We start from the raw sequence: 25,793 nt of genomic DNA, 5'->3' as shown, positions 1-25,793 counted from the left end.
ACGTCAGGCAGCAGTCAGGCGCGGGCGATCCGTGGGTCCTGCCGGTCGGTGAGCCGCAGCCCGACACCACGGACCACCTCGATCGTGGCGGCGGTGCCGAGGTCCCGCAACTTGGGGCGCAGTCGCTTCACCAGGGACTGGACATCGGCCCTGCGCGCGCGCCCCTCGTCGTGCCAGACCGACCGGTGCAGCTCGGCGTAGCTCCACACCCGGACCGGCTCGGTGGTCAGGCAGATCAGCAGGTCGTGCTCCAACCGGGTCAGGTCGACCTCGCGTCCCCCGTACCGGGCGGTGGCGCGACCCGAGTCGACGACCAGGGCGGGGTCGGGCTCGTGGGTGGGCCTACGGACCGGTGCCGGCTCGCCCGGCGGCCCGGGCCGCTGTTGCGGCGCCCCGATCAGCCGGCGCAGCTCGTCGAGGTCGGCCACCAGCAGCAGCGGCGCGACGCCGTCGAGGCGCTCCGCGAGCCGGATGCGCTCACGCGGTGACGGCGTCACCGCGATCAGCAGCGGGAACTCCTCGTCGGCCGGGTCGCCCCCGGCCAACGCCGCGTCGTCGGTCTCGGCCACCGCACCGCCTGGAATTGATGGGCATCCCTGCCCATTCATCGTCATCGTCCTGACAGTGTTTGGCAAGCGCGTCGCCAGCAGGGCAACCGGTAGCGACAAGATGCTCACAGCAAGTTCTTGATCGTCCTTTCCTCTCGATCATAGTGTCCACTCGGGCAACCGGCGTGACCCGCGCGGTGCATGGGGGAGGCATGAGGGGTCCGTTCGCTCGGTTCCGTCGAGTGGATCTCGCGCACTTCTCGCATGGCCCACGTACACCCCTGGGTCGTTCTGAGAAAGGCGGCACCGATGTTCAGACGTCCACAATGGAGACGCGCGGCCAGATCGGCGGTGAGCGCCGGCGCAGCGCTGGTCCTCACCGTCACGTGCCTGGCCAGCTTCGGCTCCGGGGCGCAGGCCGCGCCCGGCTCGACGGGCACCGCCGTCGGGGACAAGATCCGGCCGGAACTCGCCAAGCAGTTCGAGGCCAAGAGCGCAGGGGACTTCTGGATTCGGTTCAAGGACCGGGCGGACCTGAGCAAGGCCAGCTCCATCAAGGACTGGACCAAGCGGGGTGCGGCCGTGGCGCAGGCACTGCGCGAGAGCGCCGCCGCGAGCCAGGGCAAGATCCGCGCCGAACTCGACAGCTCGGGTACGAAGTACCAGAGCTTCTGGGCCACCAACGCCATCAAGGTGAACAGCGGCTCCCTGGCGATGGCCCAGCAGTTCGCCGCCCACGGCGAGGTCGAGGGCCTCTACGCCCCGGTCGCCTACGAGCTGCCGAAGCTGACCAAGGGGACCGACGAGAAGACCGTCAACGCGGTCGAGTGGGGCATCGCCAACATCAACGCCGACGACGTCTGGTCCCAGTACGGCGTCACCGGCGAGGGCGTCACCATCGCGAGCATCGACAGCGGCGTGCAGTACGACCACCCGGCCCTGGTGAACTCCTACCGCGGCAACAACGGTGACGGCACGTTCGACCACGACTACAACTGGTTCGACGCCGCCGGGACGTGCGACGGCGCGCCCTGCGACGACGACGGCCACGGTACGCACACCATGGGCACCATGGCCGGCTCCGCCGGCGCGAACCAGATCGGTGTCGCGCCCGGCGTCAAGTGGATCGCGGCGAACGGCTGCTGCCCGACCGACGAGGCGCTCATCGAATCCGGCCAGTGGATGCTCGAGCCGACCGACTCGAACGGCCAGAACCCGGACGCCAGCAAGCGTCCCAACATCATCAACAACTCGTGGGGCACGCGGGTGCCGTCCAACGAGCCGTTCATGGAGGACGTGACCCTGGCCTGGGCCGCCTCGGGCATCTTCGGGGTGTTCTCCAACGGCAACAGCGGGCCGGCATGCCAGACCAGCGGCTCGCCGGGAAGCCTGGCCAGCAACTACTCGGCGGGCGCGTACGACGTCAACAACAACATCGCCAGCTTCTCGGCGCGCGGCGTCGGGCAGAACGGCGAGATCAAGCCGAACATCTCCGCGCCCGGCGTGAACGTCCGGTCGAGCGTTCCCGGCAGCGGGTACGGCACCGCCAGCGGCACGTCGATGGCCGCACCGCACCTGGTGGGCGCGATCGCCCTGCTGTACTCGGCGGCACCGTCGCTCGTGGGCGACGTCGACGCGACCCGCGCGCTGCTCAACGGCACCGCGATCGACAAGGCCGACGACCAGTGCGGTGGCACCGCCGCCGACAACAACGTCTGGGGTGAGGGCCGACTGGACGCCCTCGCGCTGCTCAACGCCGCCCCCACCGGCGACGTCGGCACCCTGGCCGGCACGGTCACCGACGCGGCCACCGGCGCCCCGATCGCCGGCGCGACCCTGACGCTCACCGGCCCGACCTCGCGTGAGATCACCACCGGCGCCGACGGCACCTACTCGACCCTCGTGCCGATCGGTGACTACCAGGTCGTCGTGTCCGCGTTCGGGTACGGCAGCGCCACGAAGACGGCGACGGTCACCAACCGTACGACCACGACGCTCGACGTCGCCCTGACGGCGGTGCCGCGCGTCAACGTCACCGGCTCGGTCACCGACGGCTCCGGCCACGGCTGGCCGCTGTACGCCAAGGTGACCGTCAGCGGTCCGGCGGGCGTGTACGACTACACGACCCCGTCGAACGGCCGCTACAGCATCACGCTGCCGGCCGGGCAGACGTACACCCTGACGTACGACGTGCAGTACCCGGGCTACCAGAAGGTGACCAAGGAGGTCGTTGTCGGCACCCGCAACGTGACGGCCAACGTCGCGGTGCCGGTGGACACCACCAAGTGCACGACGGCCCCCGGCTACACGTTCGGCTCCGACGGCGTCTACGAGACCTTCGACGCGACGACCACCCCGGCCGGTTGGTCGGTGGTGGACAACGTCGGCGGCGGCCAGGTGTGGAAGTTCACCGACGACGGTGACCGGGGCAACCTGACCGGTGGCACCGGCAACTTCGCGATGATCGACAGTGACGACTACGGCGCGGGCAAGACGCAGGACAGCTCCCTGGTCAGTCCGGTCGTCGACCTGACCGCGGTGAGTGCCCCGATCATCCGGTTCAACCAGGACTTCAACCAGCTCAACGACGACACCGCCGATGTCGACCTGAGCATCGACGGGGGCGCGACCTGGACGAACGTCCTGCGGCAGGAGACCGACGTCCGGGGACCGAAGCTCACCGAGATCCCGATCCCGCAGGCGGCCGGCAAGTCGCAGGTCCAGGTGCGGTTCCACTACTACGACGCCAAGTACGACTGGTGGTGGGAGGTCGACAACGTCCTGATCGGCAGCCAGCTCACCTGCGTACCGCTCGACGGCGGCCTGGTCGTGGGCAACGTCCGCGACAAGAACGACAACAGCTACCTCAACGGCGCCACCGTCACCAGCAAGGACCGGCCCGCCGAGAAGGCGGTCACCGTGGCGACCCCGGACGACCCGGGGCTGCCGGACGGGTTCTACTGGATCTACTCGACGCTGACCGGTACCCACACGTTCACCGCGACGGCCGGCAGCTACGTCAGCCAGAGCAAGCAGGTCGACGTCGAGCCGGACTGGGCGACGACCGCGAACTTCGTCCTCGCGGCCGGCCGCCTGTCGGTGACGCCCGCCGCGCTGAGCGCCACACTCCAGATGCCCAGCGGCAAGGCGACCAGGACGTTCACCGTGACCAACACCGGCGGCGCACCGGTCGAGGTCGCCTTCGGTGAGCGGGATGACGGCTTCGAGCTGCTGCGGGCCGACGGCTCGCGGGTGACCCGGCAGCAGACGCTCGGCGCGGTCGGCGCGGCCGAGCAACGGTTGACGGTCCCGACGTCGGTCGCCGCCAGGTCGTCCGGCAAGGCGGCGACGGCGACGCCCGCGGCGGCCGGTCCGCAGGCCGCGCCGTGGACGGACATCGCCGACTACCCGGGCAACATCATGGACAACCGGGTGGTCACCCTGGACGGCAAGGTGTACTCGGTCGGTGGTGGCGACGGAACCGCCTCCACCGCGAAGACCTACGCCTACGACCCGACCGCGCAGACCTGGACGGCGGCCGCCGACCTTCCCGGCGCCCGCAACGCGTTGACCGTCGGCGTGGTCGGCGGGAAGATCGTCGCAACGGGCGGTTGGGGCGACGCCGGTCCGGACGCCGCCACCTGGTCGTACGACCCGGCGACCAACACCTGGACCGAACTGGCCGACAACCCCGCGCCGCGCGCGGCGGCCGGGCAGGCGGTCGTCGACGGCAAGCTCTACGCCGTGGGCGGTTGCACGACGGCGGCCTGCGTGCCGATGTCGAACACCGTGGTCCGCTACGACCCCGGCGGCGACACCTGGGAGACAGTGGCCAACTACCCGAAGTCGGTGGCCTTCGCCTCCTGCGGCGGGATCGACGGCGTCCTCTACTGCACCGGTGGCAACGACGGCACCGCGGCGCAGAAGGCCAGCTACGCCTACGACCCGGGCGCCAACACCTGGACCGCGATCGCGGACGCGCCGACCGACAACTGGGCCAGCTCGTACGCGGTGGCCAGCGGCAAGCTCCTGGTCGTGGGTGGTTCACAGGGCGGCGCCATCACCAACGCCGGCTTCGCCTTCGACCCGGCCACCAGCTCGTGGTCGAACCTGCCGAACGCCAACACCGCCCGGTACCGGGGTGGCGCGGCGTGCGGTTTCTACAAGATCGGTGGTTCGTCCGGCAGCTTCGACGCGGCGCCGGACAGCGAGGCGCTGCCGGGCTTCGAGGGGTGCGCCGAGGCGGCGACCGACGTCAGCTGGATGACGATCGACAAGACCACGGCCACCCTCGCGCCGGGGGAGAAGGTCACGGTCACCGTCGGGTTGACCGCGAACGTGGACCAGCCGGGCACCTACTCGGCCGCGGTCACGATCCGGGAGAACACGCCGTACTCGGTGCCGCCGGTGGCGGTGACCATGACCGTGACGCCCCCGAAGACCTGGGGCAAGCTGATGGGCACGGTGACCGGGACGAGCTGCGCGGGCGCGACCGCGCCGGTCGCCGGTGCGGTGGTGCAGGTCGACTCGTGGGCGATGTCGTTCACCTTCACGACCGACGCCGCCGGTAACTACGCCTACTGGATGGACCGCCGGAACAACCCGCTCACGTTGATCGTCGCCAAGGACGGCTGGAAGCCCCAGACCCGTCAGACGAAGATCAACACCACCACTCCCACGGTGGAGAACTTCGGGTTGGCGCCGATCCGATGCTGACACCCGAGAGGTAGCACAGTGATCCGGCCCGCCTGGTCCTCGACCAGGCGGGCCGGCCGCTGCCGGCGCTCAGATCGGTGCGAGCCGGAAGCCGACGCCGCGGACCGCGTGGATCGTCGCGGCGGCGCCGAGTCGGGCGAGCTTGCGGCGTACCCGACGCACGACCGAGTGCATGTCGGACCCGCGGCCCAGGTGCCGGTTGCCCCAGACCTCGAGGTGCAGCCGCTCGTACGTCCAGACCTGCCCGGGAGCGTCGACGAGGCAGAGCAGCACGTCGTGTTCCAGCCGGGTCAGGTCGATCTCCTGGTCGCGCCAGCGCAGCACGCGGCGGTCGGAGTCGACGCTCAGGTCGGGCGGCGGCTGCGGGCGCTGCGCCACCTCTGCCCGTGCGGGTGGTGCCGGGGGAGCGACGACGGGGGGCAGTTCGCCCACGCCGAGGAACTCCCGTGCCTGCTCGACGTTGGAGACGATCAGAAAGGCGTCGCTCCCGCCGACCAGGCGTGCCAACTGCCGGCGCTCGGCCGGTGACGACGCGATGCCGATGACGAGTGGAGCGACCGAAACCCCGTGCATTGCCCAACCCCTTCCGGTTCCCCACGAACACTCCGGATGGTTTTCGCACCGCCGAGAATCATCGATCTTCGTCTTGATCTTAATGACGGCTCGTCTCGGCCAGGTAAAACATAGTCGCATGTAAGCATGTGAATGAAGGTTCACGTCCGGACGTCGTGGACGTGGGCCGGGTCGCCGGGTGTTCGCGGGGGAGGATCGCCCGGGTTTTTCCGGTACGAGCGTGGGTTGTGACAGAACCAAGACAATCCACGGACAGCGCCCGGATCTCGCGGGCCGAGCATGGTCGCATGTCCCACGGATCGTCGTACTCCATCGGTCGCTCGTCGGTGCCGCCGCATCCGACGCTGTCGCCTGGCCCGGCACGCCCGCTGGCCTCCGGCCGGCCCGCCGCGCCGCCGGCTCTCCGGCTGCTCGCGGCGGGCGTCTGCTGCCTCGTCGCGCTGGGTCTGGTCGGCGTGGTCTTCGTGTGGACCGAGCCCGGTCAGTGGGTCGACGGGCTGCTCCTGCCGCGCGCCGAGCGGGGTGGGGGCTACCAGCAGCCGGGTGGCCTGTTCGGTCCGGCCACGGTCGTCCTGCGGCACTTCGGTCAGCCGGCGCTGCTGGCCGTCCTGCTCACCGCCGTGCTGGCGGTGGGCCTGCTCGGCCGTCGGCTGCTGCCCGGCGTCGTGGGCGTCGGCATGGTGCTCGCGGCCGTGCTGGCGGCCGGCGCGGCGAAGTCGGCGCTGCCCCGCCCGGACCTCGCGGTGCCCGATTCGACCACCCACAACAGCTTCCCCAGCGGTCACGTCGCGGTGGCGACGGCCCTGGCGTTGGCCTTCCTGCTGGCGGCGCCGGGGGCAGCCCGACGATGGCTGGTGGTGCCAGGCGCGACGGGCGTCTCGGTGATCGGCGCGGCCACCATGATCGCGGGCTGGCACCGGTTCAGCGACGTGCTCGGGGGTGTCCTGCTGAGCATGGCGCTGTTCTGCCTGGCGGCGGCGGCGTTGGCGGTCCGGTCCGGCGGCGACGCGCCCCGCCCGTCCGGCGGGCCGTCCTCCGGTCGGGTCCGGCGCGCTCTCGTGGAGGCCGCGGTGGGACTCGCGGTACTGGTGTGGGCGGTTCGAGTGCTGGTTCCCGGTCTGGCCGCCGAACTGCGGTGGGGACCGTTCCTGGCCGTCCTGCTGGCGACCGCGTCGACGCTGCTGGCGGTGGGTGTGGCGGCGTTCCTGATCCGGTCGGTGGAGTTCGCCAAACCGGTGTCCACCGGTCGGGAGCGGGCCGCAGGCATCGACAAATACAAAATATATTCGTAATGGGATACTTGACGGCATGCCCCAGGTCCTGCTGATCGAAGATCACCAGACGGTCCGTGACGGACTGCAGTTGGCGCTCACCCGGCAGGGCCACACCGTGGTCGCCGTGGGGACCGGCGAACAGGGTCTGGAGCAGTTGCGGACGAGCGCCTCGGACGTGGTGGTCCTCGACATCATGCTGCCCGGTATGGACGGGTTCGAGGTGTGCCGTCGCATCCGGCAGCAGGGCGACCTGCCCATCATCATGCTCACCGCGCGCAACGACGACATGGACGTGGTGGCGGGCCTGGAAGCGGGCGCCGACGACTACGTGGTCAAGCCGGTGCAGGCCCGGGTGCTCGAGGCGCGTATCCGCGCGGTGCTGCGACGCACCGGCGGCGACTCCCGACGCCCCGGCGCCGACCGGCCCGGCCTGCACCGGCACGGCGCCCTGAGCATCGACCGTGCCGCGCTGGTGGTCAGCAAGGACGGCGTGCCGGTCGGCCTGGCCCCGACCGAGCTGCGTCTGCTGCTCGAACTCTCGCACACGCCAGGCCAGGTGCTCAGCCGCCAGCAGCTGCTGGAGGCCGTCTGGGAGCACGGCTACCTCGGCGACTCGCGGTTGGTGGACGCCTGTGTCCAGCGGCTCCGCGCCAAGATCGAAGACGAGCCCTCGACGCCGGTCTACATCCAGACGGTACGCGGCTTCGGATACCGGTTCGGACCGCTGTGATCCCCTGGCACCGGGCCCGCGCCATGGCGTTGGGCCTGCGCACCCGGCTGCTCCTGGCGTTCGCCCTGCTGGGCGTCACCACCACGGCGGTGGTGGCCAGCGGCAGCTACTTCCAGGCCCGGACCGTCATCCTCCAGCAGGCGCAGGACGCGGCGGTGGCCTCGCTCACCGACCAGCTCTCGAAGGTGTACCCGGTGCTGAGCCTGCCGCCCAGTCAGCAGGAGCTGGACCTGTTGGCGGGGCAGCTCTCCGACCGGGACAGCAGAACCATGGTCCACTACCGGGAGCGGTGGTCATCCGGCACCGAACAGCTCACCCCGGAGCTGCGGCAGGAGGTGGCGGCCGGTCGGATCGCCTGGCAACGCGTCGAACGGGACGGTTATCCGGTGCTGCTGATCGGCACGCAGCTCCGGATCGACCGGCCCGACCGCACGTCCGTGGCGTCCGGAGTGGAGGTCTACTCGGTGCGTAGCCTCGCCCCCGAGCAGCAGAGCATCGACCGGCTCGCCACGCTCGCCTGGGTGACCGGCGGGCTCTCCCTCATCCTCGCGGTGCTGCTGGCCCTGCTGGCCGCGCAGGGGGTGCTGCGGCCGGTCCGCGAGCTGGGTCGCGCGGCACGCCGGCTCGGTGAGGGGGACCTGTCCACCCGACTGACCGTCCGTGGCGTCGACGAGCTGGCCGACGTCACGCGCACCTTCAACGACACCGCCGCGACCATCGAACGTCAGGTCGGTGAGCTGCGGCGGATGGAGGCCGACGCGCGGCGCTTCGTGGCCGACGTGTCCCACGAACTCCGTACGCCGCTGGCCGCCATGACGGCGGTCACCGACGTGCTGGACGAGGAGGCGGACCGGCTACCGGGTGACGCCGGCCGGGCCGCCCGGCTGGTCAGCCAGGAGACGCAGAGCCTCACCCAGCTCGTCAACGACCTCATCGAGGTCAGCAGGTTCGACTCCGGCACCGCCCGGCTCGCCCTCGACGACGTCGACGTCGCCGCGGCGGTCACCGCGACGCTGCGGCTGCGGGGGTGGACCGACCGGGTACGGGCGGACCTGCCGGCCGGTGTCGTCGCCCGGCTCGATCCCCGGCGGCTCGACGTCATCGTCGCCAACCTGGTCGGCAACGCCTTCCGGCACGGCACCGAGCCGGTGTCCGTCCGTCTCGCCACCGAACCCGACTGGTTCACCATCGAGGTCACCGACGAGGGACCGGGGTTGGATCCGGAGGTGCTGCCGCACGTGTTCGACCGCTTCTACAAGGCGGACACCGCCCGTTCCCGCTCCGAGGGCAGTGGCCTCGGACTCGCGATCGCGTGGGAGAACGCGCGCCTGCACCGCCATGCCGGGCAGCCCGGGAGCCTGGTGGCGAGCAACCGCCCGCACGGCGGGGCGGTGTTCACGCTCCGGCTGCCCCGCAGCGCGTCCGACCCGGCTGACGCCGGAGGCGTACGGTGAGCCGCCGTCGCGGAGCGTGGGCCGCGGTCGCGGCCGGGCTCCTGGTCGCGGTGCTCACGGCCGGCTGCGGAGTCCGGCCCACCGACGTCATCACCGGCCGCTCGGCGGTGAGCGGCCCGTCCGCGGGCGTGGGCATCTACCTGATCGCGGACGGCGAGCTGGCGCTGGCGATCCGGCCGCTGAAGAACGCCCCTGCACCGTTGGCCGAGACACTCGTGCTGCTCGCCGCCGGCCCCGACGACAGCGAGCGCGACGCGGGGCTCACCAGCGAGGTGCCGTCGGACATCGGTCCGGCAGCCGTGACACCGAGCGCCGACCAGCCCGGCGTCACGGTGCGGATGAAGGGTGCCGTGCTGCCGCTCTCCACTCTCGCGGTCAACCAGATCGTCTGCACCGTGGCGCTCGCGGGTCAGCAGGACAGCTACGCCCCGGTCACCCTGGTCGGCCCGGACGGCACCCGGCCGCCCTGGTCCTGCCCGCTCAACTGACCGGGGCGACGCCGCTCACACCAGGTCGACCGCCCGTTCCGGCCCGGCCAGGACCCGGCCCCGTTCGGCGAGCGCGCCGGAGACCAGGATGTCGAGCAGGGCGGGAAACTCGACGCCGGCCCGTTGCCAGATCTGCGGATACTGCGAGAGGGCGGTGAAGCCGGGGAAGGTGTTGACCTCGTTCACGATGGGCTCGGCGCCCTCGTGGGGGAGGAAGAAGTCGACCCGCAGCAGCCCTCGGCAGTCGAGGGCATCGAAGGCGCGGATGGCCCGGTCCTGGAGCACCTCGGTGGTGGCCGGGTCGAGCCGGGCCGGGATCTGGAAGACCGCCCCGCCGTCGTACTTCGCGTCGTAGTCGAAGAAACCCGCGCCGCTGACCCGGATCTCCAGCGGAGGACCGGCCTGCACCCGGCCGTCGGGGTGCTGCAGGACGGCGACGTCGATCTCCCGACCGTGCGCCCCCTGTTCGACGAGCACCTTCGGGTCGACCTCCCGCGCCTGCGCGAGCGCGGCGGGCAGCGCCGACCACTCGGTCACCCGGACCACGCCCAGGCTGGACCCGGCCCGCGCCGGCTTCACGAAGACCGGCAGGCTCAGCCGCTGCTGGTCGGCCGGCGACAGGGTCTCCCCGGCCCGCAGGGTCACACCCGGGCTGACCCGCAGGCCCTCCGCGGCGAGCAGCCGCTTGGTGACGCCCTTGTCCATGCCCGCCGCGCTGGCGAACACCCCGTTGCCGACGTACGGCACGCCGAGCCACTCCAGCAGCGACGCGACGGTGCCGTCCTCGCCGTACGGGCCGTGCAGGGCGGGGAACACCACGTCCTGGGCGCGCAGCACCCGCAACGCCTGCGGCAGACCCATCGGCCTACCGTCCACGTGCCAGCCGCCGTCGGTGTCGATGAGCACCTCGGTCACCTGGTACCGGTCCCGGTCGAGACCGGCGAGGATGGCGGCCCCCGAGCGCCGCGACACCTCGTGTTCGCCGCTCCGCCCGCCGTACAGCACTGCCAGTCGCGTCATCATGCGACGTTCGCCCTTTCGTGGAGATGGACGCGGCCCACCCGCGCCCCGATACCGGTCAAGATCTCGTGTGGGTTGGTGCCGGCCCAGCGCGCCCACTCGGTGACGGTCGGCGCGTCGTCGTCGCGTCCCGTGCCGATCACGACGACCGGGTCGCCGATCCGCACCGCCTGGTCGCCCACGTCGACCACGCACTGGTCCATGGCGATCCGCCCGACCACCGGGCAGCGCCGGCCGCCGAGCCAGACCTCGGCCCGGCCCTCGGTCGCGCGGGGCAGCCCGTCGGCGTAGCCGAGCGGCAGCAGCGCCAGCGTCGTCGCGGCGGCGGTCACGTGCTCCGGCCCGTACGAGACGCCGGTGCCGGCCGGCACCCGCTTCACGTTCACCACGGTCGTGCGCAGCGTCAGGGCGGCGTGCAGCCCGAACGCCCCGGGACCGACCGCGCCGAGCGGGTCGACGCCGTAGAGGGCCAACCCGATCCGGCAGAGGTCGAAGCGGGTCCGGGGCGCGGACAGCGCGGCCGCCGAGTTGGCCAGGTGGACGAGGTCGGGGTCGAGGCCGGCGGTCCGGGCGACGCGCAGCGCCTCGGCGAACGTCCGCACCTGACCGGCCAGCGCGGGCGCGCCCGGTACGTCCGCGTCGGCGAGGTGGGACCACACGCCGCGTACCCGGACCGTGCCCTCGACCTCGTACTTGCGGGCCCAGGCCACCAGGTCGGGCCAGTCGTCCCGGCCGGCGCCGTTGCGGGTGAGACCCGTGTCGGCCTTGAGCTGCGCCGTCGCGGGCACGCCGACCCGCAGGGCCGCGTCGGCGAGCGCGTGCAGGTGGGTGATCGTCGAGACGCCCACGTCGACGCCCGCGAGGATCAACTCGGCGAAGTCGTCGTCCGGGCGGTGCAGCCAACTCAACGTGGGCGCGGTGATGCCCGCGGCGCGCAGGGCCAGGGCCTCGGCCGCCGAGGTCACCCCCAACCAGGTGGCGCCCGCGCGCAGCGCGGCCCGCGCGACCGGCGTCGCGCCGTGCCCGAACCCGTCGGCCTTGACCACCGCCATCAGCTCCGTGCCGGTGACGGCGGCGAGCGTCCGTACGTTGTCGGCGATCGCCCCGAGGTCGACCACCGCCTCGGCCAACGCGCTCATCCGGCGACCGCCTCGCGACGCGTCCCGGGGAACGCGAACAGCCACCGGGCGCGCGCCGCCAGCAGTGCGCGGTGCACGGCCAGGCTCAGCCCGCCGACGAGCGCGGTCAGCAGGATCGGGTAGCCCAGCACGATCAGGCCCTGCGCGCCCGCGTCCAGCTCGGAGACCGGGGCGGCCAGCAGGTGGTGCAGCAGCGCCAGCAGCGGCATGTGGATGACGTAGATGGGCAGCGTGACGCGCCCGAGCGCGGCCAGTCGGTCGCCGAGAGCGGGCCACTGGGCCAGCTGGGCGGCGGCGGTGACGCCGAAGGCCACCGCGACGACGGAGACCGCCGGCCAGACGCCGAACCACCGCTGCGCGCCGGCCGCCGCCATCCCGGCGAGCGCGAGGGCGTACGCCCCGCCGGTCAGCGCCAGTCGACGCCGGGTGGCGGTGGCGGCCCACCGCTGGATGTGGGGCCGCAGGTACAGGCCGGCCAGGAAGAAGAGCAGGTTCTGGTAGAGGCCGCCCCGGTTGCCCGGCGTGGCCAGCAGGCCGGCGGCGGCGACCGCGGACAACACCGCGGCGGGTACGACGACCAGCAACCGTGGCAGCCGTCGGGTCGCCTTGGCGAGCACGAAGTAGAGCACCAGGGCGTAGAGGTACCAGAGGTTGGAGGGCGTGACGGTCAGCTGTGCCAGCAGACCGAGGGCGGACGTGGCCCGGTCGGTCGGGAACTCCGGCGTCACGGCCAGGACCGCCGTGTGGATGAGCAGCCAGAGGGCGTACAGGTAGAGGAATCCCGCGATGCGGCTCCGGGCGACGGCACGCCAGGGCCGCTGCACGGCGTTGGCCGCGAAGAGGCCGCTGATGGTGAAGAAGAGCGGCATGCGCAGCGGCAGCAACTGCTCGCCCAGCGTGCCCCACAGGCCCGGCACGGGTACGCCCACGTGCCAGTCGATCCGCAGGTAGTCCTTGACGACGACGTGCCAGCCGACGACGAGGACGATGCACACGCCCTTCGCGGCGTCGGCCCACCGCACGCGCTGCGGTCCGCCGGTGTCGGCCTGCCGTCGGTGACGGAACCGGACACGCGCGTCGGGGTCGTACCCGTCCGGTCGTGGTTCGGTGCGAGACAGCTCTTGGATCACCCAGCAGAAGGTGCCAGCGGGATATCCGCGCCTGATCCTCGAATTGTCATGATCCGGTAATGGACCGACGAGGGCTGCCCTCCCGCGCAAGGGAGGACAGCCCTCGTCGGTTGTCCGGTCAGCCGACCGAGGCGGGGAACCTCTCCCAGACCCGGTGCGCGGCCATCAGGCGCTGCACCCCGGTCAGTGCCTCGGCGCCGGAGCCGGCGGCCACGATGCCCGGGGTGCCGGCCACTCCGGCCTGCTCCAGCACGGTGACACCGGCGCCCCACGCGCCGATCGCCTTGGCGTGCCGCCAGCACTCCTCGACGAGGAGCAGCACGCGGGGGTCGACGGTCGCCGCGTCCGGCCGACCCGCCTTGGCGTCGCGGGCGGGCAGCGCGTCGGGCGCGGGCACCGGCGCCCCGGCCAGCAGGAGCGCGTCGAACTCGACCGACCGGCCGGTGGCGAAGGTCCGCTGGACCGTCAGGTCGCCCACCGTGCCACCGTGTGGGGCGATCAGCAGCGGCACCATGCCGGCGTCGAAGACGGCCCGCCGGACCTCGTCGACGTCGTCCAGGTCACCGTCGGGGTCGACGACGATCCCGACGGTGCGGCCGTCGGCCGGCCACTCCCCGCCGACCTGCGACAGGGCCGGGCTCGGTGTGACGTCGACGGGCGGCACGGTGGGTTGCGGCGCGGGCAGCCCCAGGCCGGTGGCGACCTGTTCGCACAGCACCGGGTCGATGTTGGCGAGGCACTGGAGCTGGCGTTCCTTGATCGCCTGGTGGTAGCACTTGCCCAGCTCGAAGGTGTACGCCCGGATGATGTGCTCCCGCTCCACCGGCGACATGCTCAGCCAGAACAGTCGTACCTGGCTGTAGTGGTCGTCGAAGGACGCGGGGTTGGCGCGGACCTTGGGCGCCTGCGCCACCGTCACCGGCACGTCGACGAAGGCGTGTTCGGCGTCGCCGGCCTCGAAGGGGTTGCCGCCGTCGAGGGAGTTCGGCCGGTACGGCGCCACCCCGGCGTGCACGGCGTGCTGGTGGAAGCCGTCGCGCAGCATGTCGTTGACCGCCGCGTGCGGACGGTTGATCGGGATCTGCGTGAAGTTCGGCCCGCCGAGGCGGGTGAGCTGCGTGTCGACGTACGAGAAGAGCCGCCCCTGCAGCAGCGGATCGTTCGTGACGTCGATGCCGGGCGGCAGGTGGCCGAGGTGGAAGGCGACCTGCTCGGTCTCGGCGAAGAAGTTCGTCGGCGTCCGGTTGAGCACCAGCCGGCCGATCGGTTGCACCTCCGCCAACTCCTCCGGGACGATCTTCGTGGCGTCCAGCAGGTCGATGCCGGCGAAGGTCTCCTCGGGGGTGTCGGGGAAGACCTGGATGCCGAGTTCCCACTCGGGGAAGGCGCCCGCCTCGATGGCGTCGTAGAGGTCCCGGCGGTGGAAGTCGGGGTCCATGCCGCCGAGCATCTGCGCCTCCTCCCAGGTCAGCGAGTGCACGCCGAGCTTGGGCTTCCAGTGGAACTTGGCCAGCACCGTCTCGCCGGCCTCGTTGACCAGGCGGAAGGTGTGCACACCGAAGCCCTCCATGGTCCGGTACGAGCGCGGGATGCCCCGGTCGGACATGTTCCAGATGGTGTGGTGCTGTGCCTCGGTGTGCAGCGAGACGAAGTCCCAGAAGGTGTCGTGCGCGCTCTGCGCCTGCGGGATCTCCCGGTCCGGGTGCGGCTTCGCCGCGTGGATGATGTCGGGGAACTTGATGGCGTCCTGGATGAAGAAGACCGGCATGTTGTTGCCGACCAGGTCGAAGGTGCCCTCGTCGGTGTAGAACTTGGTGGCGAAGCCCCGGGTGTCCCGGACGGTGTCGGCCGAGCCGCGCGAGCCGAGGACGGTGGAGAACCGGACGAAGACCTCCGTCTCCCGACCCTTCTTCAGGAAGCCGGCCCGGGTGACCGCCTCGGCGGTGCCGTAGGCGGTGAACACCCCGTGCGCGCCCGCACCCCGCGCGTGCACCACGCGCTCGGGGATGCGCTCGTGGTCGAAGTGCGTGATCTTCTCGCGCAGGTGGTGGTCCTGGAGCAGGACCGGTCCCCGGGGGCCGGCCTTGAGCGAGTGGTCGGTGTCGCGCAGCCGGGCCCCGTTCGCCGTCGTCAGGTACGCGCCCTGCTGGCCGTTCGCGGTCGTCGGCGCACCGGTCTCGACGCCGGTGGGCGTACGCGTCTGCGGCGCGCCCTGTTCCGGCTTGGGTGGCAGCGGGTCGTGGGGGGAGGTCGGCTCCTCGACGGTGGGCGGTGCGCTGCCGGGCGCGCCCGGCACGTCCGACGTGAGGGCATCGGCGATCTTCTCGGAGGCGGTCTTCACGACGTTCTTGACCGCCTCGGCGGGCTTGCTGGAATCCACTGGGCGAACCTCTCGCTGGAGCGTTTGAGCAGGCCCCTGCACCCCTACCCCCGGCCTGAGGACCGAAACGCACGATAAATCCGGGACTGGTGATTTCACCGATGCGCCGACCGTCCCGGGCGGCGAACACTGACGAATGTCGATATCCCTCGACCCTAGGGAGTGCCCGACGTGTCGTCACCAACCACCACCCGTCCCCGTTCCCGGGCCGCCCGGCTCGCGCTGGCCGCCACCCTGCTCGTCACCGGCGTCCTCGTCGGGCCGACGGGTGCCGCCCAGGCGGCCGGCCCGTACGAGCGGGGCCCGGCCCCGACAACCGCGATCCTGGAAGCCAGCCGCGGTCCCTTCGCCACCGCCTCGCAGAGCGTGTCCGCGCTGAGCGTCACCGGCTTCGGCGGCGGGGTCATCTATTACCCGACCAGCACCAGCGAGGGCACCTTCGGCGCCGTCGCCATCTCGCCCGGCTACACCGCCGCGTGGTCCAGCATCAGCTGGCTCGGCCCGCGGATCGCCTCGCACGGCTTCGTGGTGATCGGCATCGAGACCAACACCCGGCTGGACCAGCCGGACAGCCGGGGCCGGCAGTTGCTCGCCGCGCTGGACTACCTCACCCAGCGCAGCTCGGTGCGGAGCCGGATCGACAGCAGCCGGCTCGCCGTGGCCGGTCACTCGATGGGCGGCGGAGGAAGCCTGGAGGCGGCCTCGTCCCGACCGTCGTTGCAGGCCGCGGTGCCGCTCGCGCCCTGGAACCTGGACAAGAGCTGGTCCGAGCTGCGGGTGCCGACGCTGATCATCGGCGGCGAGAGCGACACCGTCGCGCCGGTCGCCACGCACTCGGTCCCGTTCTACAACAGCATTCCGTCCTCGGCGGAGAAGGCCTACCTGGAGCTGAACGGGGCGAGCCACTTCTTCCCGCAGACGGTCAACACCCCGACGGCGCGGCAGATGGTGGCCTGGCTCAAGCGGTTCGTCGACGACGACACCCGCTACGAGCAGTTCCTCTGCCCGGGGCCCAGCGGGTCGCAGATCCAGGAGTACCGCAACACCTGCCCGAGCGCCTGACCGCGCGCGTGAAGGGACGGCCGCCCCACGGCGGCCGTCCCGGCCGTTCGGGCGTATCGAGGGGTCTTGACGCGATCACCGAGAAACGTACACTGCGAGTGTAAATAACACCCGCCACGGCAGAGGGATGGGTGCATGGAGCGCGGCCTCGAACTGCACGACATCGGCGTCCGTTTCGGCGGCCTCACCGCCCTCGACCACGTCTCGCTCCGGGTGCCACCCCAGCGGGTGGTCGGCGTGATCGGGCCCAACGGCGCCGGCAAGACCACCCTGTTCAACGTGGTCTGCGGATTCGTCACACCACAGACGGGTTCGCTCACTCTCGACGGTCGGCCGCTGCGACCCCAACCCCACCGGCTGACCCGGCTCGGCATCGCCCGGACCCTGCAGGGGACCGGGCTCTTCGCGGGCCTGAGCGTGGTGGAGAACGTGATGACCGGCGCGTCCCACACCGCCCGTGCAGGTTTCGCGGCGGCGCTGCTCGGGTTGCCCCGCAGCGACCGCGACGAGCGCCGGCTACGCCGGCACGCCCTGGACGTCCTCGACGATCTGGGCATCGCCGAGCACGCCGAGGCCGCGCCGGGCACGCTGCCCTTCGCCGTACGCCAGCGGGTCGCCCTGGCCCGTGCGCTCGCCGCGCGACCCCGGCTCCTGCTGCTCGACGAACCCGCCGGTGGTCTCGGCGCCGACGACATCGTCGAGCTGGCGGACCTGATCCGGCGGCTGCCCCGACGCGACGCCGACCCGTGCGCGGTGCTGCTCGTCGAGCACCACATGGACCTGGTGATGGACGTCTGCGACGAGATCGTCGTCCTCGACTTCGGCCGGGTCATCGCCACCGGGACGCCGGACGAGATCCGCGACGACGCGGCGGTCACGGAGGCCTATCTGGGCGCCCTCGTCGAGGAGCCCGCGCCATGAGCGCGCCGGACCTGCTCGTGGTCCGCGGGCTGGTGGCCGGGTACGGGGCCGCGCCGGTGCTGCGGGCCGTCGACCTGACCGTGCCGGCCGGCACCATCGCCGCCGTCGTCGGCGCCAACGGCGCCGGCAAGACGACGCTGCTGCGGACGCTCTCCGGCATGATCCGGCCGGCCGCCGGCCAGGTCGTCCTCGCCGGGGAGGATCTGCGGGGTACGCCCGTGGAGCAGCTCGTGCGGCGTGGCCTGGCGCACGTCCCGGAGGGTCGGGGCGTGATCGGCGAGCTGACCGTCGACGAGAACCTGCGGCTCGGCGGGCTGTGGCGGCGGGACCGGGCGGACGCCGGCCGCGCCCTCGACGAGGTCTACGAGCTGTTCGAACCCCTCGCGCGGCGTCGTCGCCACCTCGGCCACCAGCTCTCCGGAGGCGAACGGCAGATGCTCGCGCTCGGTCGGGCGCTGGTCGGCCGGCCGCGCCTGCTGCTGCTGGACGAGCCGTCGCTGGGGCTGGCGCCCCGGGTGGTCGCCCAGATCATGGCCCTGCTGCGCCAGTTGCGGGACCGGACCGGCCTGACCGTGCTGCTGGTCGAGCAGAACGTGCGCAGCGCCCTCGCCGTCGCCGACCAGGGCGTCGTGATGTCCCTCGGCCAGGTGGTGATCGCCGCCCCGGCGGCGTCGCTGCGGGACGACGTCGACCTGCGCCACGCGTACCTCGGTTTCTGACCAGCACCGGACGTCCCTCGGAGGGAGAACAATTGGACCGCTTCGTCTTCCTCACCGTCGACGGCCTGTCCCGGGGCGCGGTGTACGCCGCGTTCGCGCTCGCGCTGGTGCTCATCTGGCGGGCGGCCCGGGTCGTCAACTTCGCCCAGGGGGCGATGGCCGTCGCCGCCGCGTACGTCGCGTACTCGGTCTCCGCCGCGACGGGCGCGTACTGGCTCGGCTTCGTCGTCGCGATCGTCGCCGGCCTGCTGCTCGGCGCGCTGGTGGACCGGGTCGTGATGCGGCACGTGGACCACGCGTCGCCACTCAACCCGGTCATCGTGGCGCTCGGCCTGGTGCTGCTGATCCAGGCGGTGCTGGGCATGGTGTACGGCAACGAGTTCCGCCCGGCCGAGGTTCCGTTCAGCCGGTCCGCCCTGACCGTCGGCGGGATCGCCGTGCTGTCGCCGTACGACCTGTTCGTGTTCGCCACGATCGCCGTGGTGGTCAGTGGGCTGGGCTGGATGTTCGCCCGTACCTCGATCGGGTTGCGGATGCGCGCGGCGGCGTTCGCGCCGGACGTCTCCCGTCTGCTCGGGGTGAACGTCGGCGGCATGTTGACGCTCGGCTGGGCGTTGGCGTCGGGCGTGGGGGCGCTCGCCGCCATGCTGGTCATCCCCACCGAGCTGGGCCTGCACCCGCACGCCATGGACCTGGTGTTCGTCTCGGCGTTCACCGCGGCGGTGGTGGGTGGGTTGGACAGTCCACCGGGGGCGGTCGTCGGCGGCCTCGCGGTGGGGCTGCTGCTCTCCTACGTGAGCGGGTACGCCGGCAGCGACCTCACCCCGCTGGCGGTGCTCCTGCTGCTGTTGGCGGTGCTGCTGGTGCGGCCCGGCGGGCTGTTCGCCCCGGTCGTGGCGAGGCGGGTGTGAGCGCGATCCGGGCGGTCCTGCCGCCGAAACAGCGGCCGGTCGACGCCGACGAGCGCCGGCCCGAGCCGCGACGGGGTTCCACGCTGCTGCGGCACCTGGCCGTGGCGCTCGCCCTGGGGGCGTTGCTCGTGGCGGTCAGCTACGCCGTCGAGCCGTTCCGCAACTTCCAGCTCGCCACGATCGCGGCGTACCTCTGTGCCACCGCCGGGTTGACCGTCCTCACCGGACTCAACGGGCAGCTCTCGCTGGGGCACGGGGCGTTGATGGCGACCGGGGCGTACACGGTGGCGCTGTGCCAGAACGCGTTCCTCGACCGCGGGTGGACCGGCGGCTGGCTGTTGGCGCTGTCGCTGGTCGCGGCGGTGCTGGGCACGGTCGTGGTCGGCGCGGTGGTCGGTGTGGCGGCGGCCCGGCTGCGCGGCCCGTACCTGGCCGGGGTGACGCTCGCCGTGGCCGTCGTCGTGCCGGCGCTGGCCGTCACCTTCGACGGCGTCCTCAACGGCGAGCAGGGACTGTCGGTGCCGGTGGAGCCGCCGCCGCTGGCGCTGGGCCCCTACTTCCCGTACGAGCGGTGGCAGCTCTGGGTTTCCGGCGCAGCCACCCTGCTGGCGCTGCTGCTGCTGGCGAACCTGGTCCGCAGCCGGTACGGGCGGACCTTCCGGGCCGTCCGCGACGACGAGGTGGCGGCCCGGCTCGCGGGCATCCACGTGGCCCGTACCCAGGTTCTCGCGTTCGTGGTCAGCGCCGCCACCGCCGGGCTCGGCGGTGGACTGCTCGCGGTGCTGGCGCAGAGCGTGTCGCCCGGGGCGTTCTCGCTGACCCTGTCGCTCTTCCTGCTGATGGCCGTGGTCATCGGCGGTCTCGGCCGCCTCGCCGGCGCGCTCTGGGGGGCCGTGCTGCTGGTCGCCCTGCCCGACCTCACCCATTCCGTGACCGAGCTGCTCACCCTCTCGCCGGCGGTGGCGCAGCGGCTGGAGGGCAATCTCCCGCTGGCGATCTTCGGCGTCACGTTGATCGTCGTGATGATCGCCGCGCCCGGCGGTGTGCAGGGCCTGCTGGCCCGCCTCGGCCGGGCGCTGCTGGCCCGCTGGCCGGCGCGACGTTCCTGAGCTGTTTCCCGGCCCGGCCTCCGCCGGGCGCACCACCCACCACACCGCTCCACCCAACCGGACCGAGAAAGGTCGGTGTCTCCCATGCACCCTACGGCGCGACGCGGTCTCGCGATCGCCAGCACCATTGCCCTGCTCATCGCCGCCGCCGGCTGTGGCGGCGACGACGGTCCCGCCTCCGGCGGGAGGTCGGTGCCGGGGGTCACCGACACCGAGATCGTCGTCGGCACCCACATGCCGCTCACCGGGCCGGCCTCGGCTGGCTACTCCAAGATCGCGCCGGCCACGAAGGCGTACTTCGACTACGTCAACGCCAACGGCGGCGTGCACGGCCGGAAGATCACCTACAAGGTCATGGACGACGGCTACAACCCGGCGAACACCCAGCAGGTGGTACGCCAGCTCGTGTTGCAGGACAAGGTCTTCGCCATCCTCAACGGCCTCGGCACGCCGACGCACAGCGGTGTGCTCGACTTCCTCAAGAGCAACCGGGTCCCGGACCTCTTCGTCGCCTCCGGCAGCCGAAGCTGGGACCAGCCCGACACCTATCCCGGCACGTTCGGCTTCAACCCGGACTACACGGTCGAGGGCAAGATCCTCGCCAACTACGCGAAGTCGAGTCTGGCCGGCCAGAAGGTCTGCTTCCTCGGTCAGGACGACGACTTCGGCCGCGACAGCCTGGCCGGCGTGGAGAAGGTCCTCGGTGCCGGGGCGGTGGCGGTCAAGCAGACGTACGTCACCAGCAACACCAACGTCGCACCGCAGATCGGCGCGTTCAAGGCGGGCGGCTGTCAGGTCGTCATCCTGGCCACCGTGCCCGGCTTCACCGCGCTGTCCATCGGCACCGCCGCGCGGCTGGGCTTCAAGCCACAGTGGTTGGTGTCCAACGTCGGTGCCGACCAGCCGACCCTGGCCAAGCAGCTCGGCGCCGCCGCGCCGCTGCTGGAGGGCATGGTCGGCACCAACTACCTGCCGATGCAGAACGACACCGCCAACCCGTGGATCCAGCTCTTCACGAAGATCAACAAGTCGCACAACGGGGACGCGCCGTTCGACGGCAACACCGTCTACGGCATGTCGGTCGGTTACCTGTTCGTGCAGGTGCTGCTCGCCGCCGGCAAGGACGTCACCCGCGAGAAGGTCGTCGACGCGGTCGAGAAGGGTGGCTTCCAGGGCCCCGGCCTCGCGCCGCTGCGCTTCGCCGCCGACGACCACTCCGGCTACGGCGGGCAGCGGTTGAGCCGGGTGAGCGGGGGAGTCCAGAGCTACTTCGGGCCCACGTACGAGACCGACGAGCGGGACGGGCCGGTCAAGGAGTACACCGCCGCGCCGGTCGCGCCGCCCGCGAACGGGGTGCCGACCGCCTCCTGACCCGCGCCATCTGGTCGTACGGCCCGGGGGTGACCACGTCCGGGTCGTACGACCATGCGCGGGTGTGCGCGGCGGTCGCCGTTGCCGGGCGTTGACCGATACCGAACAGCTCTCATACTATTTGCACCGTGAATGCAATCCGGCCGGCCCGGATGACGCCGCCCCCGCGTACCCGCAGTCTCCCGATGATCGCCTGTCTAGACTCGTCGCAGAGCCGGACGACACCGTGGCGGTGAAGGGGCGGGGGCGGATGAACAGGGTCGAGGCGCCGGCGCGGGTCGACGGACGGACGGCCCGCGCCGAGCGCACCCGGGCGGCCATCGTCGAGGCGCACCTGGCGCTCATCACCGAAGGTGACCTGCGGCCCACCGGCGAGCGCATCGCCGAACGGGCCGGCATCTCGCTGCGGACGCTCTGGACCAACTTCAAGGACATGGAGACGCTCTTCGAGGCCAGCGGCGCGGAGGTGTTGCGGCAGCAGGACGCGGCCTACCGGCCGATCTCGACCACATTGCCGCTGGCCAAGCGGGTCGACGCGTACTGCCGGCAGCGAGCGCGACTGCTCCAGCTCATCGCGCCGTCGGCACGGGCCGCGCAGATGCGCGAGCCGGTCTCCGAGCAGCTGCGCCGCAACCGCCGCAAGCACGTCGACCGGGTTCGCGACGAGGTCGAGCAGCTGTTCGCCGCCGAGTTGGCGCGCGCCGGGCGCGATCGCGGCCAGGTGCTCAACGCGGTGGTGGCGGCGAGCATGTGGCCGGCCTGGTCGATGCTGCGCTACGGCCTCGGTCTGGGCGTGGACGCGTCCCGCGCGGTGATGGCCCGGACGGTGGGCGCGCTGTTGGCCGACGTCGCGGCCGACTGATCCCGGCCTGTCCTCTTTCCATCCGCTTATGGATGAGTGACACTGTGACGCATGGTTACTGCATCACGAGTGCAAATAACTGTGCTGCGCGGCCGGGACGACCAGTGCACGGCCGTTCGGAGCCTGCTGGACGGCGTCACCGACGGCGGCGGCGCGCTGCTGCTGCACGGCGAGCCGGGGTCGGGTCGGACCGCGTTGGTCTCCTACGCCCACCGGTACGCGAAGGACTGTGCCGTCCTGGCCGCGACCGGGCTGCCCGAAGAGGCGATGCTGCCGTACGCCGGCCTGCAACGGCTGCTCGACCCGGTGCGCGACCGCGCGGCCGCCCTGCCCGAGGAGCGCCGCCGCCTGCTGTACGAGGTCATGGACGGGGAGGGCTGCCCGCCCGAGCGCCGGCTGGCCCTGTCGGTGGCCGTCCTCGGGCTGCTCGCCGCGACCGCCCGGGAGCGCCCGCTGCTCGCCACGATGGACGACGTGGACCGGGGTGACCCGCAGACCACACAGGTGCTCGCGGTCGTCGCCCGCCGGCTGCGGCAGCTGCCGGTCGTCGTCCTGCTCACCGCGGACGCCACCGCCACCGTCGACGGTCTGGTGACCCACCGGCTGCCCCCGCTGGGCGAGCGGGACAGCATCGCCGTCCTCACCGACCGACTGTCCGAGCGGCCCGCCGTTCCGGCCGCCGCCGCGCTCGCCGAGGTCGGCGGTGGCAACCCGCAGGCGCTTGTGGACCTCGCCGACGTGCTCACCCCGGCGCAGTGGCGCGGGGAGGAACCGCTCCCGGCCGCGCCGCCCGCCGACGGCGCGCTGGGGCGCTCCTACCGGGCCCGCCTCGACCGGCTGCCGCCGGACACCCGCCGACTGCTGCTGCTCGCCGCGCTCGACGACTCGGACGACACGGCGACCCTGGTCCGCGCGGCCGACGCCGCCGGCCTGGCCATCGAGGCGCTCGCCCCGGCCGAGGCCGCCGGACTGGTCCGCGTCGAGTCGGGCGGCGTCACGTTCGCGCAGCCCCTGGCCCGCGCGATGGTGGCGGCCGCCGCCCCGCTCGCGCACCGGCGGGCCGCGCACCGGCTGCTCGCGGGCGTACTCGATCCGCTCGGCCAGCGACTACGCCGGGCGATGCACCTCGCCGACGCGACCGCGGGCGCCGATCCGGTCCTCGCCGCCGAGTTGGAGCGGGCGGCGGCCGGTGGACGCAGCGGCTGGGCAATGGCGTCGGCGGCGCTGTGCCGGGCCGCCGCGCTCAGCGACCACCCCACGGACGCCGCCGCCCGCCTGCTCGCGGCCGCCCGCTACGCCTGGGCCGGAGGTCAACCCGGTCAGGCCCGCCTGCTGCTCGACCGTCTCCGCGCGACCTGCGCGGACCCGCTCGTCGAGGGCCAGGCCGGGCTGTTGCGCGGCGAGATCGACCTGCGCTGCGGGGACGCCACCGGCGCGGCGGCCACCCTGCTGTCCGCCGCGCGGACGGTGGCCGCCGTCGACCGCGCTCGGGCCATCCAGGGGCTGGCACGCGCCGGTGAGGCCGTCTGCTTCGCCGGTGACCAGTACCGGTACGCCGAGGTCGGCCGGCGTGCCGACGCGCTCCGCCAGCGGGACGATCCGCCGGCCGTGGAGCTGACCGGATGCCTCGTCACCGGGGTGGCGGCCACGCTGCGGGGCGATCACGAGCGGGCCGGCCCCGCGCTGCGGCGGGCCGTCGTGCTGGGTGGCCGCCTCGCCGGGCCGGAGCTGACCCCGACCGCGCTCGCCTGCGCGGCGGCGGCCGGGCTGGTGGTGGCCGTGGACGGGGCCGCGCACCGCCTCGCCGAGCGGGCCGTCGGGTTGGCGCGCGAGCGTGGCGAGCTGTCCATGCTCTCCCGCGCGTTGGAACTGCGGGCGGTCGCCGAGTACTGGCTGGGGCGGCACGAGGCGGCGGCCGAGACCTCCCGCGAAGGGCTGCGGGTGGCGCGGGCCACCGGGCAGTCCAACTGCGCCGACGTCCACCTGGGGATGCTCGCCGTGCTGGCCGCCGTCCGCGCCGACCGGGAGAGCAGCCTGCGGCGGATCCGGGAGATCGGTACGACGCCGATGCCGGGTAGCCGACCGCACGCGCTCGCCGGTTGGGCGCTGGCCGTGCTGGACCTCGTCGACGGTCGGCACGCCGAGGCAGCGACCCGACTCGCGTCGCTGGCCCGGCTCGGCACCGGTCGGGGCCAGGTGCTGGTCCAGGTGATGGCCACCCCGTACCTGGTGGAGGCCGCCGCGCACCTGCCGCACCGTCCGGCGGCGACCGCCGCGCTGGCGGCCTTCGACAGGTGGGCGAGCAGCACCGCGAGCCCGCTGCGTCGGGCGCTGTCGGCCCGGTGCCACGCGCTGCTGGCGTCCCGGGGTGGCGTCGAGGCCGAGCGGGAGTTCCGGACGGCGCTGCGGTTGCACCCGACGGAGGCCGGCGCGTTCGAACGGGCCCGCACCGAGCTGCTCTTCGGCCAGGAGTTGCGGCGCAGCCGACGACCACGGGACGCCCGCGAGCACCTGCACCGGGCGCGGGAGGCGTTCACCCTGCTCGGGGTCGGTCGCTGGGCCGAGGTGGCCACGGCCGAGCTGCGCGCCGCCGGGGAGTCGGTCGGGCCGCCGGATCTGCCGGCCGCACGGCTGCTGACCGGTCAGCAGCTCCGGATCGCCCGGCTGGTGGCCGAGGGTGCCACCAACCGGGAGGTCGCCGCCCGGATGTTCCTGTCCACCCGTACGGTCGACCATCACCTGCGTAACGTCTTCCACCGACTGGGCATCCGTTCCCGCACCGAGCTGGCCCGCGCGTTCGCCACCGAACAGCACGCCGGACTCGCCGTCGAACGGTGAGCGCCGTCCCGCTCTGGACGGCGTTAACTATCACCGCTAGTTTATGCGTCAGGCACCCTTCAGCACTAAGGACACCCGCATGCGCGTCTTCACCTCCGTCGACGAGCTGACCGCCGCCATCGGCGAGACCCTCGGCCCCGGCCCCTGGCAGCCCATCGACCAGGCCCGCGTGAACCTGTTCGCCGACGCGACCGACGACCACCAGTGGATCCACGTCGACCCGGAACGCGCGGCGGCAGGTCCCTTCGGCGCCCCGATCGCGCACGGCTTCCTCACCCTGTCTCTGGTGCCGGCCCTGGCCGGCCAGCTCTACCGCGTCGAGGGCGTCGCCATGGGGGTCAACTACGGGCTGAACCGGGTGCGCTTCCCCGCGCCACTGCGGGTCGGCGCCGCCGTACGGGCCAGCGCGGTCATCGCCGAGGTGTCGCCGGTCAGCGGTGGGGTGCAGCTGGTCACGGAGGTGACGGTCAACAGCGACGGCGGCGACAAGCCGGTCTGTGTCGCCGAGACGGTCAGCCGCCTCTACCGCGCGGCGAGCCGCTGAGGTC

General features: G+C 72.6%; 20 protein-coding genes. 14 read left to right on the top strand and 6 right to left on the bottom strand.

Translation table 11 applies throughout. The annotated features are described in order from the left end of the window. Nucleotides 1-14 precede the first annotated feature (14 nt). Entirely contained in the window at nucleotides 15-569 is a 555-nt protein-coding gene (locus tag ACN269_RS06165) for a winged helix-turn-helix domain-containing protein (RefSeq protein WP_421471475.1), read from the bottom strand. 330 nt (nucleotides 570-899) lie between these two features. Between ACN269_RS06165 and ACN269_RS06160 the strand changes: the two genes are divergently transcribed. Then, complete coding sequence (locus tag ACN269_RS06160; protein ID WP_421471474.1) at nucleotides 900-5,264, top strand: S8 family serine peptidase; 4,365 nt, start codon at nucleotides 900-902, stop codon at nucleotides 5,262-5,264. A gap of 69 nt (nucleotides 5,265-5,333) precedes the next feature. Here ACN269_RS06160 and ACN269_RS06155 read toward each other — a convergent pair whose 3' ends face one another. Further along, complete coding sequence (locus ACN269_RS06155; protein WP_421471473.1) at nucleotides 5,334-5,837, bottom strand: winged helix-turn-helix domain-containing protein; 504 nt, start codon at nucleotides 5,835-5,837, stop codon at nucleotides 5,334-5,336. Nucleotides 5,838-6,124: 287 nt separating this feature from the next. Between ACN269_RS06155 and ACN269_RS06150 the strand changes: the two genes are divergently transcribed. The 4 genes from ACN269_RS06150 to ACN269_RS06135 are packed head-to-tail and all read left to right on the top strand — an operon-like array spanning nucleotide 6,125 to nucleotide 9,783. Further along, the gene (locus ACN269_RS06150; RefSeq protein WP_421471472.1) at nucleotides 6,125-7,129 is read left to right on the top strand and encodes a phosphatase PAP2 family protein; all 1,005 of its coding nucleotides are present in this window, start codon (nucleotides 6,125-6,127) and stop codon (nucleotides 7,127-7,129) included. A gap of 16 nt (nucleotides 7,130-7,145) precedes the next feature. Continuing rightward, nucleotides 7,146-7,841 carry a response regulator gene (locus tag ACN269_RS06145; protein ID WP_421471471.1) on the top strand — a complete coding sequence of 232 codons (696 nt, stop codon included), beginning with the start codon at nucleotides 7,146-7,148 and terminating at the stop codon, nucleotides 7,839-7,841. After that, nucleotides 7,838-9,295, top strand: coding sequence for an ATP-binding protein (locus ACN269_RS06140; protein WP_421471470.1), 1,458 nt, complete (start codon nucleotides 7,838-7,840; stop codon nucleotides 9,293-9,295). The genes ACN269_RS06145 and ACN269_RS06140 overlap by 4 nt, the downstream gene beginning before the upstream one ends. Further along, the gene (locus ACN269_RS06135) at nucleotides 9,292-9,783 is read left to right on the top strand and encodes a hypothetical protein (protein ID WP_421471469.1); all 492 of its coding nucleotides are present in this window, start codon (nucleotides 9,292-9,294) and stop codon (nucleotides 9,781-9,783) included. Before ACN269_RS06140 ends, ACN269_RS06135 begins: the two co-directional genes overlap by 4 nt. Before the next feature lie 15 nt (nucleotides 9,784-9,798). Here ACN269_RS06135 and ACN269_RS06130 read toward each other — a convergent pair whose 3' ends face one another. The 4 genes from ACN269_RS06130 to ACN269_RS06115 form a co-directional block, all read right to left on the bottom strand. Continuing rightward, nucleotides 9,799-10,806, bottom strand: a complete 1,008-nt coding sequence (locus ACN269_RS06130) for a D-alanine--D-alanine ligase family protein (protein ID WP_421471468.1) — start codon at nucleotides 10,804-10,806, stop codon at nucleotides 9,799-9,801. Beyond that, complete coding sequence (gene alr, locus ACN269_RS06125; protein ID WP_421471467.1) at nucleotides 10,803-11,942, bottom strand: alanine racemase; 1,140 nt, start codon at nucleotides 11,940-11,942, stop codon at nucleotides 10,803-10,805. Before alr ends, ACN269_RS06130 begins: the two co-directional genes overlap by 4 nt. After that, nucleotides 11,939-13,072 (bottom strand): acyltransferase family protein, encoded by a 1,134-nt coding sequence (locus tag ACN269_RS06120; RefSeq protein WP_421471466.1) that lies wholly within the window; start codon nucleotides 13,070-13,072, stop codon nucleotides 11,939-11,941. The genes alr and ACN269_RS06120 overlap by 4 nt, the downstream gene beginning before the upstream one ends. 118 nt (nucleotides 13,073-13,190) lie before the next feature. Next, nucleotides 13,191-15,452, bottom strand: coding sequence for a catalase (locus ACN269_RS06115; RefSeq protein ID WP_421471465.1), 2,262 nt, complete (start codon nucleotides 15,450-15,452; stop codon nucleotides 13,191-13,193). Between the two features lie 171 nt (nucleotides 15,453-15,623). On the opposite strand from ACN269_RS06115, the gene ACN269_RS06110 reads away from it, so the two are divergent. The 9 genes from ACN269_RS06110 to ACN269_RS06070 all read left to right on the top strand — a co-directional run bounded on the left by ACN269_RS06110 (nucleotide 15,624) and on the right by ACN269_RS06070 (nucleotide 25,789). Then, the gene (locus ACN269_RS06110; protein ID WP_421471464.1) at nucleotides 15,624-16,514 is read left to right on the top strand and encodes an alpha/beta hydrolase family protein; all 891 of its coding nucleotides are present in this window, start codon (nucleotides 15,624-15,626) and stop codon (nucleotides 16,512-16,514) included. Between the two features lie 135 nt (nucleotides 16,515-16,649). Then, nucleotides 16,650-17,435, top strand: coding sequence for an ABC transporter ATP-binding protein (locus tag ACN269_RS06105; RefSeq protein WP_421471463.1), 786 nt, complete (start codon nucleotides 16,650-16,652; stop codon nucleotides 17,433-17,435). Next, entirely contained in the window at nucleotides 17,432-18,154 is a 723-nt protein-coding gene (locus ACN269_RS06100; RefSeq protein WP_421471462.1) for an ABC transporter ATP-binding protein, read from the top strand. The genes ACN269_RS06105 and ACN269_RS06100 overlap by 4 nt, the downstream gene beginning before the upstream one ends. A 32-nt stretch (nucleotides 18,155-18,186) precedes the next feature. After that, a complete protein-coding gene (locus ACN269_RS06095) occupies nucleotides 18,187-19,065 on the top strand; it encodes a branched-chain amino acid ABC transporter permease (RefSeq protein WP_421471461.1) in 879 nt (292 codons plus the stop codon). Continuing rightward, entirely contained in the window at nucleotides 19,062-20,174 is a 1,113-nt protein-coding gene (locus tag ACN269_RS06090; protein ID WP_421471460.1) for a branched-chain amino acid ABC transporter permease, read from the top strand. Before ACN269_RS06095 ends, ACN269_RS06090 begins: the two co-directional genes overlap by 4 nt. 84 nt (nucleotides 20,175-20,258) lie before the next feature. Beyond that, entirely contained in the window at nucleotides 20,259-21,545 is a 1,287-nt protein-coding gene (locus tag ACN269_RS06085) for an ABC transporter substrate-binding protein (RefSeq protein WP_421471459.1), read from the top strand. Nucleotides 21,546-21,795: 250 nt separating this feature from the next. Beyond that, nucleotides 21,796-22,407 carry a TetR/AcrR family transcriptional regulator gene (locus ACN269_RS06080; protein ID WP_421471458.1) on the top strand — a complete coding sequence of 204 codons (612 nt, stop codon included), beginning with the start codon at nucleotides 21,796-21,798 and terminating at the stop codon, nucleotides 22,405-22,407. A gap of 51 nt (nucleotides 22,408-22,458) precedes the next feature. Then, nucleotides 22,459-25,245, top strand: a complete 2,787-nt coding sequence (locus tag ACN269_RS06075) for an AAA family ATPase (RefSeq protein WP_421471457.1) — start codon at nucleotides 22,459-22,461, stop codon at nucleotides 25,243-25,245. Nucleotides 25,246-25,324: 79 nt separating this feature from the next. Next, entirely contained in the window at nucleotides 25,325-25,789 is a 465-nt protein-coding gene (locus tag ACN269_RS06070) for a MaoC family dehydratase (RefSeq protein ID WP_421471456.1), read from the top strand. Nucleotides 25,790-25,793 lie beyond the last annotated feature (4 nt).

The organism is Micromonospora sp. WMMD736, from assembly GCF_049179015.1.
Taxonomy (GTDB): Bacteria; Actinomycetota; Actinomycetes; order Mycobacteriales; family Micromonosporaceae; genus Micromonospora.
This window is presented reverse-complemented; position numbering and strand designations above follow the sequence as displayed.

Excerpts from the sequence above, each read along its gene's own strand:
- ACN269_RS06155 (WP_421471473.1), bottom strand. The coding sequence starts at position 5,837 with ATGCACGGGGTTTCGGTCGCTCCACTCGTCATCGGCATCGCGTCGTCA.
- ACN269_RS06150 (WP_421471472.1), top strand. The coding sequence starts at position 6,125 with ATGTCCCACGGATCGTCGTACTCCATCGGTCGCTCGTCGGTGCCGCCG.
- ACN269_RS06145 (WP_421471471.1), top strand. The coding sequence starts at position 7,146 with ATGCCCCAGGTCCTGCTGATCGAAGATCACCAGACGGTCCGTGACGGA.
- ACN269_RS06130 (WP_421471468.1), bottom strand. The coding sequence starts at position 10,806 with ATGATGACGCGACTGGCAGTGCTGTACGGCGGGCGGAGCGGCGAACAC.
- alr (WP_421471467.1), bottom strand. The coding sequence starts at position 11,942 with ATGAGCGCGTTGGCCGAGGCGGTGGTCGACCTCGGGGCGATCGCCGAC.
- ACN269_RS06105 (WP_421471463.1), top strand. The coding sequence starts at position 16,650 with ATGGAGCGCGGCCTCGAACTGCACGACATCGGCGTCCGTTTCGGCGGC.
- ACN269_RS06100 (WP_421471462.1), top strand. The coding sequence starts at position 17,432 with ATGAGCGCGCCGGACCTGCTCGTGGTCCGCGGGCTGGTGGCCGGGTAC.
- ACN269_RS06085 (WP_421471459.1), top strand. The coding sequence starts at position 20,259 with ATGCACCCTACGGCGCGACGCGGTCTCGCGATCGCCAGCACCATTGCC.
- ACN269_RS06080 (WP_421471458.1), top strand. The coding sequence starts at position 21,796 with ATGAACAGGGTCGAGGCGCCGGCGCGGGTCGACGGACGGACGGCCCGC.
- ACN269_RS06075 (WP_421471457.1), top strand. The coding sequence starts at position 22,459 with ATGGTTACTGCATCACGAGTGCAAATAACTGTGCTGCGCGGCCGGGAC.
- ACN269_RS06070 (WP_421471456.1), top strand. The coding sequence starts at position 25,325 with ATGCGCGTCTTCACCTCCGTCGACGAGCTGACCGCCGCCATCGGCGAG.